Annotated in this window: 15 protein-coding genes; 4 read left to right on the top strand and 11 right to left on the bottom strand. The window is 38.7% G+C overall.

Annotated elements, in window-relative coordinates; genetic code table 11:
* Position 1 precedes the first annotated feature (1 nt).
* Positions 2-1,372, top strand: coding sequence for an HlyD family secretion protein (locus FYC62_RS04120; RefSeq protein WP_149074031.1), 1,371 nt, complete (start codon positions 2-4; stop codon positions 1,370-1,372).
* Positions 1,369-2,757 carry a TolC family protein gene (locus FYC62_RS04115; protein WP_081987694.1) on the top strand — a complete coding sequence of 463 codons (1,389 nt, stop codon included), beginning with the start codon at positions 1,369-1,371 and terminating at the stop codon, positions 2,755-2,757. Before FYC62_RS04120 ends, FYC62_RS04115 begins: the two co-directional genes overlap by 4 nt.
* A 72-nt stretch (positions 2,758-2,829) precedes the next feature.
* On the opposite strand, the gene FYC62_RS04110 is transcribed toward FYC62_RS04115, so the two are convergent.
* The 9 genes from FYC62_RS04110 to FYC62_RS04070 all read right to left on the bottom strand — a co-directional run bounded on the left by FYC62_RS04110 (position 2,830) and on the right by FYC62_RS04070 (position 12,576).
* Positions 2,830-3,993 carry a GTP-binding protein gene (locus tag FYC62_RS04110; protein WP_149074030.1) on the bottom strand — a complete coding sequence of 388 codons (1,164 nt, stop codon included), beginning with the start codon at positions 3,991-3,993 and terminating at the stop codon, positions 2,830-2,832.
* 84 nt (positions 3,994-4,077) lie between these two features.
* On the bottom strand, positions 4,078-4,287 hold the full coding sequence (locus tag FYC62_RS04105; protein ID WP_149074029.1) for a heavy-metal-associated domain-containing protein: 210 nt from the start codon (positions 4,285-4,287) through the stop codon (positions 4,078-4,080).
* A gap of 11 nt (positions 4,288-4,298) precedes the next feature.
* Positions 4,299-6,524 (bottom strand): heavy metal translocating P-type ATPase, encoded by a 2,226-nt coding sequence (locus FYC62_RS04100; RefSeq protein WP_149074028.1) that lies wholly within the window; start codon positions 6,522-6,524, stop codon positions 4,299-4,301.
* Positions 6,525-6,873: 349 nt separating this feature from the next.
* Positions 6,874-7,329 (bottom strand): hypothetical protein, encoded by a 456-nt coding sequence (locus tag FYC62_RS04095; RefSeq protein WP_149074027.1) that lies wholly within the window; start codon positions 7,327-7,329, stop codon positions 6,874-6,876.
* Positions 7,330-7,352: 23 nt separating this feature from the next.
* A complete protein-coding gene (locus FYC62_RS04090) occupies positions 7,353-7,931 on the bottom strand; it encodes a CHAP domain-containing protein (protein WP_149074026.1) in 579 nt (192 codons plus the stop codon).
* 317 nt (positions 7,932-8,248) lie between these two features.
* Positions 8,249-8,878: a DUF6266 family protein gene (locus FYC62_RS04085; protein ID WP_149073564.1), complete on the bottom strand. Its 630-nt coding sequence runs from the start codon at positions 8,876-8,878 to the stop codon at positions 8,249-8,251.
* A gap of 53 nt (positions 8,879-8,931) precedes the next feature.
* The gene (locus FYC62_RS04080; RefSeq protein WP_149073563.1) at positions 8,932-9,498 is read right to left on the bottom strand and encodes a hypothetical protein; all 567 of its coding nucleotides are present in this window, start codon (positions 9,496-9,498) and stop codon (positions 8,932-8,934) included.
* Between the two features lie 1,215 nt (positions 9,499-10,713).
* Positions 10,714-10,986 carry a helix-turn-helix domain-containing protein gene (locus tag FYC62_RS04075; RefSeq protein ID WP_149074025.1) on the bottom strand — a complete coding sequence of 91 codons (273 nt, stop codon included), beginning with the start codon at positions 10,984-10,986 and terminating at the stop codon, positions 10,714-10,716.
* A gap of 747 nt (positions 10,987-11,733) precedes the next feature.
* On the bottom strand, positions 11,734-12,576 hold the full coding sequence (locus tag FYC62_RS04070; protein ID WP_149074024.1) for a LytTR family transcriptional regulator DNA-binding domain-containing protein: 843 nt from the start codon (positions 12,574-12,576) through the stop codon (positions 11,734-11,736).
* A 266-nt stretch (positions 12,577-12,842) separates the two neighbouring features.
* Here FYC62_RS04070 and FYC62_RS04065 point away from each other — a divergent pair, with 266 nt between their 5' ends.
* Entirely contained in the window at positions 12,843-13,238 is a 396-nt protein-coding gene (locus FYC62_RS04065) for a hypothetical protein (protein ID WP_149074023.1), read from the top strand.
* A gap of 172 nt (positions 13,239-13,410) precedes the next feature.
* Positions 13,411-13,746, top strand: coding sequence for a hypothetical protein (locus tag FYC62_RS04060; protein ID WP_149074022.1), 336 nt, complete (start codon positions 13,411-13,413; stop codon positions 13,744-13,746).
* 49 nt (positions 13,747-13,795) lie between these two features.
* On the opposite strand, the gene FYC62_RS04055 is transcribed toward FYC62_RS04060, so the two are convergent.
* Together FYC62_RS04055 and FYC62_RS04050 are read right to left on the bottom strand one after the other, a co-directional pair.
* Positions 13,796-15,196, bottom strand: a complete 1,401-nt coding sequence (locus FYC62_RS04055) for a RagB/SusD family nutrient uptake outer membrane protein (protein WP_168199378.1) — start codon at positions 15,194-15,196, stop codon at positions 13,796-13,798.
* 18 nt (positions 15,197-15,214) lie between these two features.
* On the bottom strand, positions 15,215-17,905 hold the full coding sequence (locus FYC62_RS04050; RefSeq protein WP_149074020.1) for a SusC/RagA family TonB-linked outer membrane protein: 2,691 nt from the start codon (positions 17,903-17,905) through the stop codon (positions 15,215-15,217).
* Between the last annotated feature and the right edge of the window lie 4 nt (positions 17,906-17,909).

Raw genomic sequence — 17,909 nt, 5'->3', positions numbered from 1 at the left:
TATGTTTTTAGAAAGTAAGATACCTTCAGACCATTTTACAAAATATAAGTCTTTCGGCAGAATCATGCATGAGCGTGATGGAACCTCGAGAAGAAGAAAATGGTTTACCTTTACTCTTATAGGTTTAGTAATAGTTTTATGTTTGCCGTGGACACAAAATATACAGCCTGATGGTGTGGTTTCTACGCTTAACCCACAACAAAGACCACAAGAAATTAACAGTATTATTGCTGGTCGTATAGAGCAATGGTACGTAAAAGACGGTGATATTGTTAAAAAAGGCGATACCTTATTAAAAATAACGGAGATTAAGGAAGAATATTTAGACCCATCTCAATTGATACGTGTAGATGAGCAAATTAAAGCCAAATCAGCATCTATAGATTTTTATGAGAATAAGGCTAGATTGACTGGCGACCAAGCCATAGCTATAGAAAACTCTAGAGCCTTAAAATTAAGTCAGCTAAGGAATAAGCTTAAACAATACACTTTAATTGTACAGTCTGATAGCATCAGCTATGTAGCAGCAGAAAACCAGCTCAGAATTGCTGATGAGCAGTTGAAACGACAAAAACAATTATACGATGCTGGCTTAAAATCTTTAACCGAGTATGAACAAAGACAACAAGCTTATCAGGATGCGCTATCTAAAAAGATGGGGGCAGAAAACAAGTTTTACAACAGTCGTAACGAGTTATTAATCATCCGCCTAGAGCAAAATGCTGTAGAGCAAGAATATCAAGAAAAAGTACTAAAAGCTAATGGCGATAGGCTCTCTACCCTATCAGATATGGCTACCACCCAAAGTGAAGTTGCCAAGCTTAAAAACCAAATGTCTAACTACGAAATTAGAAGGGGTTTTTATGTGATTACTGCGCCACAATCTGGCCAGGTGATAAGAACTACCAAAGCAGGTATTGGCGAAACAGTTAAAGAAGGCGACCCTCTGCTAGAGATTGTACCTATTAATTTTGAAGTTGCTGTAGAAATTTTTGTAGACCCTTTAGATTTACCTTTGATTAATAAAGGTCAGAAAGTGCGTTTACAATTTGATGGTTTCCCGGCTATTGTATTCTCTGGCTGGCCCAACACTTCTTACGGTACTTTTGGCGGTGTTATCGCTGCGGTAGATCCATCCATCAGTTTAAACGGAAAATTTAGAGCTTGGGTGCGTCCAGATAAAAATGAGAAACCATGGCCACCACAATTAAGCTACGGTACCGGAGCTAAAGGTATAGCCTTATTGAAAGATGTGCCCGTTATTTACGAACTATGGCGTCAGCTAAATGGCTTCCCTCCTGAGTATTATGTAGCTACAAGTACAGGTAATAAGACAGGTGGTAAAGATCAAGCAAAAAGCGATAAGAAATGAAAAGGTTATTAGTTTCTATTATTCTGATAGCGTTTTTGCTGCCGGCTTTTGCACAACAACAGCCTACAGATACCCTTAAATGGGAATCTTTTAAAGAGATTATCAGATCTTATCATCCGGTAGCACAGCAAGCTAATTTGGTTGGCAGACTAGCCAAAGCCCGCATGCAACAAGCTTGGGGCGGTTTTGACCCAAAGCTGTCTGTAGATTACGATAGAAAAGCTTTTGATGGTACAGAATACTTTCAGTTTTTAACGCCCGAGGTTAAAATACCCTTATGGTATGGTATAGAACTGAAAGGAAATTATGCTACTGCCGAAGGTGCTTTCCTTAACCCAGAAAGTAAATTACCCAAAGAAGGTTTAAGCAATGTAGGTGTTAATTTTTCTTTAGGTAAAGGTTTATTGATGGATAAAAGAAGAGCTGCTTTAAAACAGGCTCGTATTTTTACCGAAGCCAGTGAAAATGAACAAATATTAATCATTAACGATTTAATTTTGAACGCTGGTGAGGCTTATTTAGGCTGGCAAAACCAATATAAAATTGCCGAAGTCTATCGTCAGGCATTAGCACTTAGCACCGTCAGGTTTGAGGCGGTGAAAGAAGGTTTTAGAGGTGGAGACAGGCCAGCCATTGATACTGTGGAGGCATTAACACAGGTACAACAACGCGAAGTACAATACCAACAAGCTAATTTAGATTTACAGGTAGCCAAATACCTTTTAGCCTCTTTTTTATGGTTAGAAGACAATACCCCGGTAGATATTGAGAAATTAAACGCTTTGCCTCAAGAAGCTAATATTACTTTACCAGAAAGTGCAGAATTAAATATTGCCAATAACCCTAAACTTTTAAGTTACGATTTTAAGCTGCGTGATTTACAAATAGAAAGGCGCTTAAAAGCTGAAAGTTTAAGACCAACGATAGATTTACAAGTAGGTTTATTAAATAACGATACACAATTTCTGAGAAATGTAAACAGAAGATTTTGGGAGCAAAACAATAAAGTAAGCTTTCAGATAGCTATGCCCCTTACTTTTGCTGCTGCAAGAGGAGAATTGGCAGAAGCGAAAATAAAAATCAGAAATACAGAATTGGAGCAAGATTTAGTACGTAATGATTTAAGCGTAAAACTAAGTCAGAATTTAGCAGAATTTGGAGCCCTGCAAAATCAATTACGCACCCTTAAAGAAGCTTTGGTAGCTAACCAGAAACTCTTGGAGGGCGAAGAAATGCGCTTTAAATTTGGAGATAGCTCTTTGTTTCTTATCAATGCCCGAGAGAGTAAATTGATAGAGGCACAAGAAAAACTGATAGAAACACAAAATAAGATGCTCAAAAACAAACTTAAGAAAGAGTGGTTGTTGGGATCTTTGGTAAATTAATTTTTTTAGGTTTGGTTGTAAAACGTCGGCAAGAAATACTCTTGCCGGCGTTTTTATTTTAAGTATATCAGCTTAAAGCTGAAAAGCAAATAATTCTTGGTCTGTAGTGAGGCAAGTTTCCAGATCTTTTAAAATCTGTTCCTTATCCATATCTTGACCAATAAAAACCAACTCATTTAAGCGGTCTCCAAACCTTTTATCCCATTTATTTTCTATATAATCTTTGTTCTCCAAATAATCGGGATATTTGATACGCTCTGCGAAAGGCATACTTGTCCACCATACACCAGCGCCCTCTAAACGAGAAGAGCCACCAGCCTGTGAAAAATTATAAGCTTCATGAGGTTTATCGGCCATCCAAAACAAACCCTTAGACCTGATGATGTTATGCGGAAACTCTTGTTGCAGGTAAAGCATCCATCTTTCTGGATGAAAAGGCCTTTTATTTCTAAAAACAAAAGAACTGATACCATATTCTTCCGTTTCCGGGATGTGCTCTTGTTCTAATTCTTTTTGCCATCCGGCAGATGAGGATGCCTTCTCAAAATCAAATTGATGCGTATACAAAATATCATGAATGTTGACTTTAGAAAATACGGTTTCTATCACACCGGCATCGGGATTAAGTTTATTGATTAAAGCTTTTAGCAATGCTACATCAGCAGGTTTAACCAAATCTACCTTATTTAAAATGATGGTATTAGCAAACTCAATTTGGTCGGTCAATAAGTTTACGATGGTACGGTTGTCATCCTCCATTTCGGTAAGCTGCCTATCTTTCAATAGTTCTGATGTTCCAAAATCTTTAAAGAAATTATAGGCATCAACCACGGTAATCATTTGATCTATATAACTAAAGCGTGAGAGGTCTATCCCCTTCTCCTCATCCTTAAAAGTAAAGGTTTGCGCTACAGGTATAGGCTCAGAAATACCCGTACTTTCTATCAGTAGGTAATCAAATTTACCCTCATTAGCCAGTTTTTCTACCTCAATCATCAAATCTTCCCGTAAGGTGCAACAAATACAGCCATTACTCATTTCCACCAATTTCTCTTCTGTTCTAGATAAAGTAGCCTCGTTTTTAACCAGACGGGCGTCAATATTTACTTCACTCATATCATTTACTATCACCGCAACTTTTAAGTTCTCTTTATGATGTAAAATATGGTTAAGCAAAGTGGTTTTCCCGCTTCCAAGAAAACCACTTAAAACTGTAACAGGTAATTTCTTATTCATATTTGCTTTCTTTTGAAGCAAATATAACATGAGGAAAACATTAATGCAACAAAATTGCATTAATGTTTATTTATCGACTTAAGTCTAAACTTGCTCTGCGGTAAAACCCGCCTTCTTTACCGTATCGGCAATTTCCTGGGCGCTAATTCCTTCTGCTTCTACGGTTAGTATTTTATCCGCATTAACGGTATCAACTTCCCATTTGTTAAGTCCCTTAAGGCTATTTAAAGCTGGCGTTACGGTGGCAATGCATCCACCACATTTAATATTGGTTTTAAATTTTATAGTTTCCATGTTCTTGTAAATTATGATGTTAAATATTTTAAGCGTAAACTGTTTGTTACTACCGATACGGAGCTTAAAGCCATTGCTGCACCAGCCAGCATCGGGTTCAATAAAAATCCGTTAAAAGGATATAAAATTCCTGCCGCAAGGGGTATCCCGATAAGGTTATAAATAAAGGCCCAAAACAAATTCTGCCTAATGGTTTTTACGGTATGTGAGGATAGCTGTAAAGCTTTAGGCACCAACCTTAAATCTGAAGATACCAAGGTGATTTTAGCTACATCTATGGCAATATCAGAACCTTTACCCATAGCAATAGATACATTGGCCTGTGCTAAAGCATGGCTATCATTGATACCATCGCCTATCATGGCTACCACTTTGCCTTCTTGCTGCAATTTATCAACAAATGCGGCTTTATCCGCAGGTAAAACATCAGCCTGATAATGCTGAATACCTGTTTGTAGGGCCACAGCTTTGGCGGTTTGCTCATTATCTCCGGTAAGCATATACACCGCAATGCCTTGTTGTTGTAATTGCTGTATAGCTTCTCTAGAGCCTTCTTTCACCTCATCGGCGATAGCCACAACAGCCAAAACTTCTTTACTGTTTGCAAAATATACCAGTGTATAGGCTTGCTCTTTTAAAGCCAGTAATTGCTGCTGCAAATCATCAGCGATAGCTAAATTTTGCTGCTGAAGTATTTTATGGCTAGCGGCTACATACGTTTCTTGCTCAAAAACCGCTTCTACACCCAAACCCGTTAAGCTGTTAAACTGTCTCGGCTGTACCGTTGGCAAAGATTTTTGTTTTAAATGACTAATGATGGCCTCTGCCAATGGATGTTCAGACTGCTGTTCCATCGCCAATAAAACCGCTTCATAAGTTTCCAACTTATTCAAAGCTGCTTTTGACCAAAGCACTTGCTGCACTTGAGGATGTCCTGCTGTAATGGTTCCTGTTTTATCTAAAATGATAGCATTTACTTGGTGACCGGCTTCTAGCGCCTCGGCATCTTTAATGAGTATACCCTGCTCGGCACCTTTACCAATACCCACCATAATGGCGGTTGGTGTGGCTAAACCTAAAGCACAAGGACAAGCAATAACCAATACTGTAACCATAGCCATTATGCCTTGTGTAAAAGCATGCTCGCCGCCAAAAAGCATCCAAATGGCAAAGGTTAATAGGGCTATCAGCATCACCAACGGAACAAATATTCCGGCAATTTTATCTGCCAATTTTTGTACAGGCGCTTTAGAACCTTGGGCATCCTGAACCAGCTTGATGATTTGCGCCAATAAGGTATGCTCTCCTACCTTTTCTGCTGTAAACTTAAAGCTACCTTTTTGGTTTATGGTACCCGCAAAAACGATATCGTCTGCTTGCTTGGCTACAGCAATAGGCTCTCCGCTAAGCATGCTCTCGTCTACAAAAGAATTGCCTTCTGTTACCCTACCGTCTACAGGTATCTTCTCGCCAGACCTTATCAAAATTAAATCTCCTACCTGAACCTGGCTAATAGGCACTTCTTCCTCGCCCCTAGCCCCTAAACGTATAACCGTTTTAGGTTGTAAACCCATAAGCTTTTTGATGGCTGTAGAGGTGCTAGATTTTGCCCTGCCTTCTAACAACTTACCCAACATGATAAAGACAATAACCACTGCCGCAGCCTCAAAATAAACATGCGGATGTAACCCTCTTTGATGCCAAAAATGTGGGTTAAAAGTATTAAAGACGCTGAAAATATAAGCTATACCTGTACTTAAAGCCACCAAAGAATCCATATTGGCTTTGCCATGTTTAGCCTGTTTGTAAGCATTGATGAAAAAACTTCGGCCGTAAAAGAATAAAACAGGTGTGCTTAAAACCAGCATCAGCTCATTGGCATAAGGCATATCCATCAAAAACATCCCTATCACCACTATTGGTGTGGTTAATATAGCCGCTAAAATAAAATTATGCTTTAAGCTATGGTAAGCCTGCTGCTGCACCTCTTCCTGTTTTTCTTGTGCATTTTCTTCGTCTATAATGATATCATAACCCACGCCTTGTAAAACTTTCTGAAAATCTTGCGGCTTTACCAGCTCTGGGTTAAAGCTTAGCTTAACTGATTGACTGGCATAATTTACCTCGGCCTGCTTTACACCTTCTTGTGCTGCAAGCATAGTCTCTACACTTATCGCACAACCCGCACAAGTCATCCCCATTACCGGGAAGTTTTGCGTTTTTATTGTTGTTGCCATCTTTTCCTCCTTTTCATAACACAAATTTACTGGCTTTAGTAGCTAATGTGTTATACAGTTTTAGGAAAGTGTTATATAATTTTTGTGGTGGGTGGTTTATGAAAGAGTTTGGAGGAATCCTCTTGAGCTCGTTTGCAATGAGGTCTTAACTTGGTGTGGCGATGGTATCGCTTTTTTTTTAACCACGGAGAGCGCAAAGGACTCGAAGCTGGATGTAGAAATTGCCTCACTCTATTCGATGATTCTGTCAAGCGAAGAATGAAGCAGTCTCTCTGGCTTGCGTTGCCTTCAAACAGTACTTAACATGAGTGAATGATTACATCGTTTTTTACCTACTTACCTTAAATATTCAAGATTTTAATCTCCACCAAAGCCCTAAAACCACCAAGCCTAAGAAAATCATACCGAATATGATTCCAATAAAACTCCCTTTCCTTTCCACTTCCTTTTCTAATGCTTTATGAGTCGTTTTCTTTAGCAACTCTTGTTCTTGCTGATGGGCTTTAATACTACTGCTTTGCTGTTGATGGATAGCTTGCGCTAAACTGTCTTTACTCCTGCTTTTATAAACTTTCACTTTAATAAAGCCCGGTCGCTGCTTTAGGCCGCTATCTGGATGCCAGTAAAACAGTTCATCCATTTCTAAGACGATACCTTCTTTTACTTGCTGCTGTGTAGCGCTTATCGTACTGCTTTTACTTTGCAGGCTATCTTTTATCATGCTAGCCTGTTTGGTCTTTTCTAGTTCTGTGAGGAGTTGCTGATATCGGGATTTCTGACTTGAACAGGCTGTTAGTACAAGCATGAGAAATAATATTATAAGTTTTCTCATATACTCACCCTCCTTTCTGTAATCCAATCTGCCACGGCATATAAAGTACGTTTAAGCCTCCGCTTGCGGTAAACCCCATCACCTTCTCTGCTTCCTGCTTCATTGGTATTCCCTTCAACGGTGATCACGATGCTTTCGCCCCATGCATCTATAAAACCACAATGGGCAATACGTTTTTTGGAAGCGTACCAAATACCAAATACATCTCCTGCCTGTGGCTGTATCTTTTCTTTCTGCCAAGTATTTTCCCAGATGATACGCTTTGCGGGTAATAATGCCGGACTCCATGCAGTCTGTGGATTACTGATACCTGCTTGGCCTAAGCACCAGCTTACAAAGGCGGCACACCAGGGAGCGCCTTTGCTATGGCCAGTATATTTGAGATAGCTTTCTACTTGACTACCGTCGTTACGGTTGCTTTTTTCTCTTATGCCTATTTCTTGGCTGTAGATACGTTTTAACTTTGTTCTGTTTGCTGATAATGTTCCTGCTTTTACAGAATGGCTATGAGTGTGAAGATAAAGCCATAGAGTAAAAACAAATAGAAACTTAAATAGATGATGATTTTTTGCCATGAGGATAGATGGTTAAAGTGTGTATAAAATTGTTCTTTGGAGAAATTGCCCAATACTGGCCAGATATTTTCAATCAGCCACCAGGTAAGTGCTTTAAATAGCAGGAAAGCTAGAATGGCTAATAGGATAGCACTTAGGATGCCTGCATCTAGCGGGGCGGCATTGCTATCTATTAGTCTTAAAATTGTTGAACTGTACAAAAAAAGAACTAATAAAAATATAATACTAAGTTGTTCTTTATAGATACGGATGGGAATACTGTAAACCCATCTTGGAGTTATGTATATACTTTTCATTTTAAATATTGCTTTAGAGTTTTATACTATGCATTGGAAACCTCCGAAGTACTTACTGTTGGATACCGCTTGTCTGTTTATAGCTCTTACAAAGGCGTAACATTCGAAACCTTCATGGAGGCTATTTGGAATTGTAAAATGATGACTTTGTTCATCTTTTCTGAATTTTATAAGCTGTGTTATCCAGCAGTTTTGAATGGCGCTGTAGCAAGCAATAATGAGTTCACTTTGCGTGTTAACTTTTCTGCTATTCCAACTGATTTCGAGCTTATGCTCTTTCAGTTTTATGTTGAGTTTATCAGGTAAACTCATCTTTCCTTTAGTGAGAATGAGTTTAGAAAAATCAATAAATAAATGAGGATAAACCCCACCTACAATACTTTTTCTAATTGCAGAACGATTCCTTTTTTGGACTTCAATTTCTTCATTTTCTATAGCTCCCATTTTAAGGACATGAGCTGCTGTGAGTAGAAATTTATTGGCCATTACAAAACGGCTTCTACATTCTTCTTGCCCTGGTGTTGGATGATGATTAGATTTATTTTGTGAAGCTCTTCTTACGATGGTGCCTTTTGTACCCTTACAGAATATAAGGTCACCTACTTTCCCTGAAAGACCTGCATAGAAGCTGTCTGATTTTATGAATGCCATGATATTGGTTTTTAAAATTGTCTGACACCTTGCGATGTCAGACAAATAGATGATTAAAGTTGGGTTACTTGGATGGTTTCATTTTCGGGCATATCATATGCCTTTATGATGATACTTGATGTTGCATAATCAGGATTTGCTACTGTTGTTGCATAAATCCATTTCGATACATCATCTTGTTGGATGGCGTCTCCTTGTTCTATCAAAGCATTAGAGGCGTCTCTGATTTCTACTTTGACAGCTGTAACCATAAAATTATCATAAACAGTTGCTTCTACTTGATAACCTATTTGGCCCGAGTATCCATTATAATTAGGATTGGCCTCAATTTCAGGGGCTTTCTTATAATCTGCAAAAGCTACATTATAGGCGCTTTGACCTGCCTTTGCAGCGGCCTGATATAAGGCTTTTATAGTTAAATCACTGATGGCTGCTTTTGCATACCTTGCTGCTTTGATAAAGCGTTCCCTTACTTCTAGTTGGTCGGGATTTGGATTATCAACCCTGACTTTTGGTCGGTCTGATACGATTGTTTTTCCTGCCCTTTGTCTAAAGACCAGTAAATCGCCTATTAAACCTGATAAACCATGTGTGATGACGTTGTTTCTTGACTTTGCCATGTTGTTAAAATTTAATGTGAAAAAATAAACCTGTCTTTGTGCTGATACCGGTATAACGCTTTGGACATCACAAACCTAAAACGCTGATTATTAATATCCTATAGGCTAACATTCAAAAGAACATCATAGAACCTTATGCAACCTTTATAGAACAAAATAGAACCTATTGCTTCTTTCAGCTTTTGCTGCTTCTGAACTAAAAATCTTAGAAAATTCATTTTTTGGTGTTTTCTTCCTTCGGTGTTCCTTCGGATTGCTCTGTGTGATCTCTGTGTGATGTATGTGTTTGGTGGTTAGTTGGTTAGTTGGGTGGTTAGTTTGTTAGTTGGTTAGTTGGTGGTTAGTCCTGATAGCTCGGGAGTTGGGTGGCTATGGTAGTGAAACGCATACTGGTTTTTGAAAGTAGAAAGTCAAATTACGGTGTAAAAAGATGCCTAAATGTTGTGATAGCTTGGAAGGTTGGAAGGTTGCTTGAAAGTGGAAAGATTATTCTTCTTGCGCTCGTTTGCAACGAGTGCTTATTATGGCTTTTCGATTTTATCGATTGATGTCATCATATTTTATTTTAAACATCTTTAAACAATTGTTATCCGCCTCTATCGCCGGCGGGGCTCGTTCCTTTTGTCGCCCAAAAGGAACCAAAATACACTGGCTCGAAGATTTTCTTTGAATGTTTCTGCTGAGGCTGGGATAATGCTACCCGAAAATCTTGCCATGCCGGAGTTCTGCGTAAAAGGAGATGTAATGCTAGGGCTTGATATGGTGGAGCCTAAAGAGAGTTTTAAAAGTAGAAAGTACAGAGTAGAAAGTAGAAAGATGCCTAAATGCTGAGATAGGTTGGTTGGTTGTAAAGTGGAAAGATTGGAGTAGAAGGTGCCTCCTCCTGCACCTCCTCTAAGAGGAGGACACTTTGCAAATGGCTTAGAGCTGCATCTTTAAAAGAAAGAAGACTTTCTATTTCATACGCTTGAAAGGTATACCGCCAGTGTCTCCCTCTGGAGGGAGAATGAAAGAGGGAGGATTTTTTTGAGTAGAAAGTCAAAATTATGGAGTAAAAAGATACCTAAATGTTGTGATAGGTTGGTTGGAAAGTGTAAAGTACATCAGCAGTAATTCTTACTTTCATGAGCAATGAAATCATGAAGAGGAGAGTCCTTAATGGCTCTCTCCCCATGATTTGATTAAAAATTATAAAGAAGACTTTGTCTATAATGCTCAGGTATCTCTGTGGCTTTGTTCTAAAATTCTTTGGATATGGGATTTTCTGTACATATTTTTTCTGCCCATCCTGCTAGGCTCTATAATTTTTTCACACTGCCAACGGTAAAGAGTACTCCGATGAATTTTAAAAAAGTCTCTTACTTCATAAGCATCCATCCATTCTTCTTCTTGTTCTAATTCCTGTTGTTTATTTAAAGTAGTAAGTATTTGTTGGAGTAACGTTTCTACATTTAACAGTATGTTAATGAGTTTAAAAAATTTTGTCATGTTCTCAGTTATTAAGATAGTTAGTCTTAAGCAAAAGATTTGTTTTCTGATGCTGTGAACTTATATCAGGTAGATTGCTACAGTAATAGCAGGATAATAGGAAAGGGATTGCTGCAAGCTATATAAATCTAAAATAAAAATATTTATTAAAAAGGAAATAGGTGGAGAAGTACAGAGTCAAAAGTATAAAGTACAGAGTAGAAAGATGCCTAAATGCTGAGATAGGTTGGTTGGTTGTAAAGTGGAAAGATTGAGTAGAAAGGGCCTCCTCCTGCACCTCCTCTAAGAGGAGGACGCTTTGTAAATGGCTTAGATCTGCATCTTTAAAAAAAAGAAGACTTTCTATTTCAAACGTTTGTAATTATGCCGCCAGTGTCTCCCTCTGGAGGGAGAATGAAAGAGGGAGGATAGTTTTGAGTAGGAAGATGCCTAAATATCCTGATAGCTTGGAAGGTTGGAAAGCTTGGAAAGATTGCCTAATGATGTGATAGCTTGGAAAGTGGAAAGTAAAAAAGGGATAGAGCCTCCTCCTGCACCTCCTCTAAGAGGAGGATACCTTGCAAATCGCTTAGAGCTACATCTTTAAAAGAAAGAAGACTTTCTATTTCATACGTTTGAAAGTTATGCCGCTAGTGTCTCCCTTTGGAGGGAGAATGAAAGAGGGAGGATATTTTTAAGTAGAAAGTCAAAAGTACAGAGTAGAAAGATGCCTAAATGATGTGATAACTTGAAGGTTGGAAAGATTGACTAATTTGTTAGCTCTTCTTCTTCAAACCAGTTTAAAAAATACTTCAATCTTTGACGAGCCACTATGGGTTCTTGTTGTACTTCTGATATATATTGTAACTGTAAGCGACAACGAAAATTGCTTAATCTTTCGTAACCCGTAATAACAGAGCGGGAATAAATTTCTGATCTATTGATTTGTATAAAATGTGCTTTATCTAATTTTTGCATGTGAAGCTGAATAGCATCGTTACTTGTGTAAGACCTTTGGTTTTGGGTATATATAATACCTACATTTCCTTTTTTTATGATAGCTGCAATGTCTTTTGAATTGATTTTAAACACCTTATTTCCTAAGTTCCCTTCTATAAAAACATCAGGTTTTTCTCTTGATGCAATTTGCTTTTGATGTAAACGTATATAATACCAGCTCACATAAATAATATTCAAGCTTAATAGCATCCATAACACAATCTGGAATTCTATCTGCATATAACCGCTCGCCTTAAAATCATTATTGAAAACCCAGAAATATAACCTTATAGCTAAATAGTTTAAGAGTAAGATGAATATTAGGCCCAGTAAGCATTGATATAACAATCTTTTATACCAATTCTCTTCCCAAGGTAAACGATGATCTAAATAAATACTGATAAGGTGAACACTTTGTATGATAAAAACAGCAATACCAGTACTGTAAAGCATAGCAACATAATAATTTGTCTGTTGCATGATTTGCCAAAAAGATTTTGTTTGTGGAACTACGATTAAATAGTGTGATACAAGTAATGGAACTAACAAACGAAGATAAAAAGGAAAATATTTCTCGGATTTAGCTTCAGGAATGAGGCTTTTTTGTTTCATAGGTAATAGATTTAAGCTTCTAAAACCTAATATAATATCTCGTTAACAAAAAAAGCAAGAAAAAAAGCAGATTCTAAGCTTAATTTCTATAAGATTCAACATAATCATCAACAAAACTTAGGCTTCTTCTAGAATCTCTGTGTTATTCATCATTTAATTTGTGTAGTTCGTCATTTTAGGGGTAAAAAACCTTCTTATTCTCTATAAAACACCCTTTACATTTGTTTAGCCGGCCGGCCTATCTATTCATTATTAAAAAATATTCTATGGAAAAAGTTCCTTTTACTCCCGCTGGTTTACAGCAATTATTAACTACTCTATATGCTTTGAGCGACCAAGAATTAAATTTAGTAGCTGATGCCTTACACCAGAATTTCAAACTCTGGGTTGCAGAACATTTCGACTTAGATGAAGCTCAATTAGCTTACCTCTATAGTCTTGATGAACGCTTTGTTAGTCAGGCTGCTGCTAGAGGAAGCTATTTTATGGCTCATCGTTTACCAATTGGTCTTAATAAAATGAACGCATCAACTGTTTCAGATGATGGTAAAGACCGCGGAAAACTGCTCAACTTAAATGAAAGTAGCAATAGCAATTTTACGCCCGAGCTGGCTTATAGCAATCTTGAAGTTTTAACTTTTAACATCACCTATTTTAATTAATCAGTGGGATAGCTGCAAGATATCCCCTGTTAACAGCTGGTGGTGGCAGTAAACACCACCGCTGTTCTCACATTTTCTACCTATGAAAGGGGGATGCCGAAAACCCTTAAAAAGAGTAGGCATCATCATGTAAAACTCTATGGCTTCGAGGTGTAGCAAAGCCAAATCTACGATGAAGAAAAAATTCATCATTCCTATGATTGCTGTAGCAGCAATCTCAGGCGCTGTTTTATTCTCTGCTTTTAAAGCCAATAGCAGTAGTATTGCAGCTCAAGAACTTTGGTTTCAGTATGATGGTAGTGGCTCTGTAACAGACCCTTCCAACTACAGCAGTGGTATGGAAACGCCTCCGGGTTGCGAAGGTTCTGAACAAGTTTGTGCCATTAGAGCGCAGGAAGGTGCGCCAGGCCAACCAGACATTACCTCTGCTTTGCAAAGTCAAATCAATGCCGCTTTGCAAGACCCTTCTACACAACAACAAGATGTAAGATTGCGTAGTGTAGAATAAGAACCCCCATTTCATCCGGGAGAAGCCTATCCCCTCCCGGATGTTCTTTCTATCTATCATTTTGTGCTATTCCTGATAATTGTATGATACTTTCTGGTATCGGAAAAACATAACGCTTATCATTGGGTAACAAGGTAAACGTTCGGTTTCCTAATTTTCTTTGTAATACCTGAGCAAATTCTGGCTCAAAATTTAAACGTCTTAAATCAGCCCATCTTAACCCTCTAAATATCAATTCTTTTCTTCTTTCAGCTAAGATGAGTCTTAATGCCTCATTGGCGTTTGCTGCTGTAAAAGGCACAAATGTATTGTCCCAACGGTTTCGCATCAGGGTATTTAAATCTTGTAGGGCTTCATCTTTATTACCTGCCCTTGCCCTACTCTCGGCCCTTGTTAAATACATTTCTGCGGTAGTGGGCCCCATTGCAAAAGTAATGGTGCTCTGCGCATAACTTCCTTGAAAGGCATAGCTGTTATCAGCGTTTCTTCTGAAGAAAAGTAACTTCCTACGGTCGCCGTTGGCATAACTAGCATAAAGCAAGGTGTCTACCTTGGCTCTAGCTACTGTTACATTACTGGAGCTAGCATAGGCATAAAATAACTTTTCACGATTGAAAATAGGGAAAGGCGTTGCGCTGTTATTGATGGTTTTATAGTCTAAAAGCTGATTATTTACTTGTAAAGAGGAATCGGCATATAAACCTGCTTGCGGATATTTACGCTGGTAAAGATACATTCTCGCTAGTACAGCATAAGCTGCCGCTTTATTGGCTCTTGTTGGCGAGCTGCTTTGAGCTGGCAATAATTGTGCTGCCTGTTTCAAATCACCTTCTATACGTTTATAAGTTTCTTCTAAACTAGCCCTAGGACTTGGCTCATTTACATCAGCACTTAATTTTAAGGGTAATCCTTTAGCCGTAGCGGCTATACTTTCCTGATAAGGCTCTGTAAAAAGTTGCGCCATTTCTAAAAGCGCATAGCCTCTGGCGAAATAGGCAAAGCCTTGTATACGCTTATATTCTTCCCGTTCAGATTCTTGAATGCTTATTTCCGGAAGGGTTTCTAAAACAATATTGGCATTAAAAATGGTTCTGTACCGTCCGGCCAATGTTCCGCCATCTCCATCTGCTGCCGTATTTTCCCAGATATAAATATTCCGGTCTCTTTCTGTGGGTACAGCATTCCATAAAGCTTCGGTATGATAGAAGTTATCTGCCGCTACTTCTGCTATAAAGGAATAAAAGTTGGTGGTATTGTTATCCAATATAGCATTCATATCTCTTAAACTGGTTGGTACTGCCAAACTTTTATCTGGCTTGGCTTCTAAGAAATCCTGACAGCTGCTTAGGCTGATACCTATCATCAATAGGATGAGTTTTACCTTGATGATAAGCTTCATGTTTAAACTTGCTAGGCTATGTTTTCTTTGTTTGTGTATACTTGTTTTCATGTCTTTTGCTTTTATCATTTAAAATTCTGCTCTTAATCCTAATGCATAAATGGCTGAAGGTGCTATGCTATCAAAACCATAATCGGGGTCTATATTCCCTTCACTTGCTCTCCAAATGATTCCCAGGTTATTGGCATAAGTAAAAAGCTCCAATCTTCTAAAAGGTAATTTCTTAGTTGGCTTGGGTAAAAGCTGCCATCCAAAACGTATATCTTGCAGGCGAATATGGTCGCCTTTACTGACCGTGATTTCAGAGTTGTTATAAAATATATCCCTGTTGGCTATAGCAGGATAAATCTTTGATGGTACTTGGGTAAAAGCTTCATCTCCGGCTTGTTGCCAGCGTTTGGCATAATCGGCATGACCTTTTCCATTGGCATAGAGTTCCGTATAGCTGATACTTCTGCTCCTGAAATAGTAATCCAGTCTAAAAGTGATATTCATGGATAGGCTAAAAGCTCCATAGGTTAAAGTATTACGGAATGCTCCATTGTATAAAGGAATTGCTGAACCATGCAGGACCAATTCATCTAGTGGAGTATTGTTCACTATAGCGGCATAATCTTTACTATTTACTCCGGCTAGTTCACCTACCGGGTCTCCATTTTGCCCATCTAAACCTCTCCATCTATAACTAAAAAGTGGAAATACCGGATAGTTTTCTACCGGATTGAGTGATATTCCATTCCCTACCAGACCAGATACAAAAACATCTGCTTTATATCGGGTGATTTCTGAACGACTATGTGCTAAGGAAAGATTACTTGTCCATGCTAGTTTACCTGTTGTATTCAGGCTATTGAGCTGTAGCTCCCAACCACTACCCTTGCTGGATGCTCCGTTGAGCGTCAAAGTTGTAAATCCTGTGAATGGGTTTGCAGGTTCTATCCCTAAAAGATCTGTAGTTCTTTTGCTATAGATATCAAAACTACCGCTGATACGGTTATTCTTACTGGCAAAGTCTAGCCCAGCATTAAAGGTTCCTACTTTCTCCCATCTAAGTTCGCCATTGGGCGGACTTGAGATATTGGCATAGGGTAAATTGGTAATTGGGTTTGCTCCACTAAAATAAGTGAGCGTTGTGAGTGCCGATAAGCTATTATCTATATTACCTGCAAAGCCATAAGAGCCTCTTAGCTTAAGCTGTGGTAACCAGTCTAACGCATAGAAATCTTCTTTGGCTATATTCCATAAAGCACCTGCCGACCATAGTGGTACGCCTTTCTCATTGGTACGTACTCCAAAAATGTTTGATGCATCTTTACGCACACTTGTAGAAATGGTATAACGTTGTTGATAGGTATAAGCGGCATTTGCATAATAAGAAACATACCTATTGAGTGTTTCTCCAAATGCACCAACATAAGGTATTCTTGCCGATGGTGATAAGTTTTGGAAGCCCGGGAATAGCGTTATATAATCTACTGGAATAGCCGTTAAGACATTCTCATCATAACCATAAGCTCTATTGCTGCTAAAGCTACTGGCAGCTTGCCTGATTTCTGCTCCTGCAATAGCATGGATTTCATGATTTGTCCAGGCTTTATCAAAACCTAGTTGTGCCCTTCCTGAATGGGCTTGCTGGTTCGACCTAAATTCATCTAAGATGCCTCCTAAGGGAATGGGCCTGTTGAGCAAATTCCCTGAGACTTGGCTGTAACGGTTGATTAAATTCCTGCTAAAATAGGATGCAGCGGTGTTGAGGTCTTCTCTATCCGTTACACCTTGTTGATATTGATATTTCAGTTCTGCTGATAACCAGCTTAAAACCTGATAGCGGGCAGCTAAATCTGCTATTAATGTTTGGTTATGCTGCGTTTCTCCCGGAAAGTTAAGCTCATCTAGCGGACGGTAATTCCAATCAAGCAATTGGTTATTACCTATGGCAGCAATACTTCTGCTACGGAAATCCTTTTCTATGATAGCGGGGCTACCATCTTCATTTATCAGGCGGGCATAAGGGTATAACTGACGGTTACCTATCAGCAGGCGACCATAACCCATAGCTGCCGAGCGGCTTTGCCCTTCTTGTTGGTTAAAACTGTATTGCAGGTTACTTTGTAGTTCTAAGCCTTTTAAGGGTTTATAGCTATTGTTCATCCTTAAGGTGCTACGCTGGCTGCTATTGCTTCTTAAAGCTTGTAAGCCTTTGTCATATCCTGCCGAAATGAAATAGCTATGCTTAGCACTTCCTCCTTTTAAGTTTAGGGCATACTGCTGGTTCACTTCTCTTCTGTATACCGCATCTAGATAATCGTTTCTGACATCTAATTGCTTTAAGTTATTGATTTGGCTATTGAGTGCTGCTTCTGTGATACGTCCTTCTCTTCTGGCGATTAACAATTCTACTACTGGGCTTAATGCTGGTCTGCGTACATTATTCTCTAAGCTTGTGAAATAGCCTCTTGAAAATAAATCTATCTCATTGTCTATATAATCGCTACTGCTCATGATAGGATCATCAAAGAGCCGCGGCTTTGCAGTGATATTGATATTGTTATTAAAACTGAGCTGCATGCTTTGGTTGAGCTTTCCTCTTTTAGTGGTGATGACAATCACGCCATTACCTGCTCTTGCTCCCCAGATAGATGCCGCAGCAGCATCTTTAAGAATACTTACCGAAGCAATATCATTAGGATTGATGCTGTTTAGCTCACCCTCAAAAGGGAAGTTATCTAAGATGATAAGTGGATTACGGTTGGCATTGATGGTG

Origin of the sequence: Pedobacter aquae, assembly GCF_008195825.1 — a bacterium.
In the GTDB taxonomy this organism is placed as follows: Bacteria; Bacteroidota; Bacteroidia; order Sphingobacteriales; family Sphingobacteriaceae; genus Pseudopedobacter; species Pseudopedobacter aquae.
This window is presented reverse-complemented; position numbering and strand designations above follow the sequence as displayed.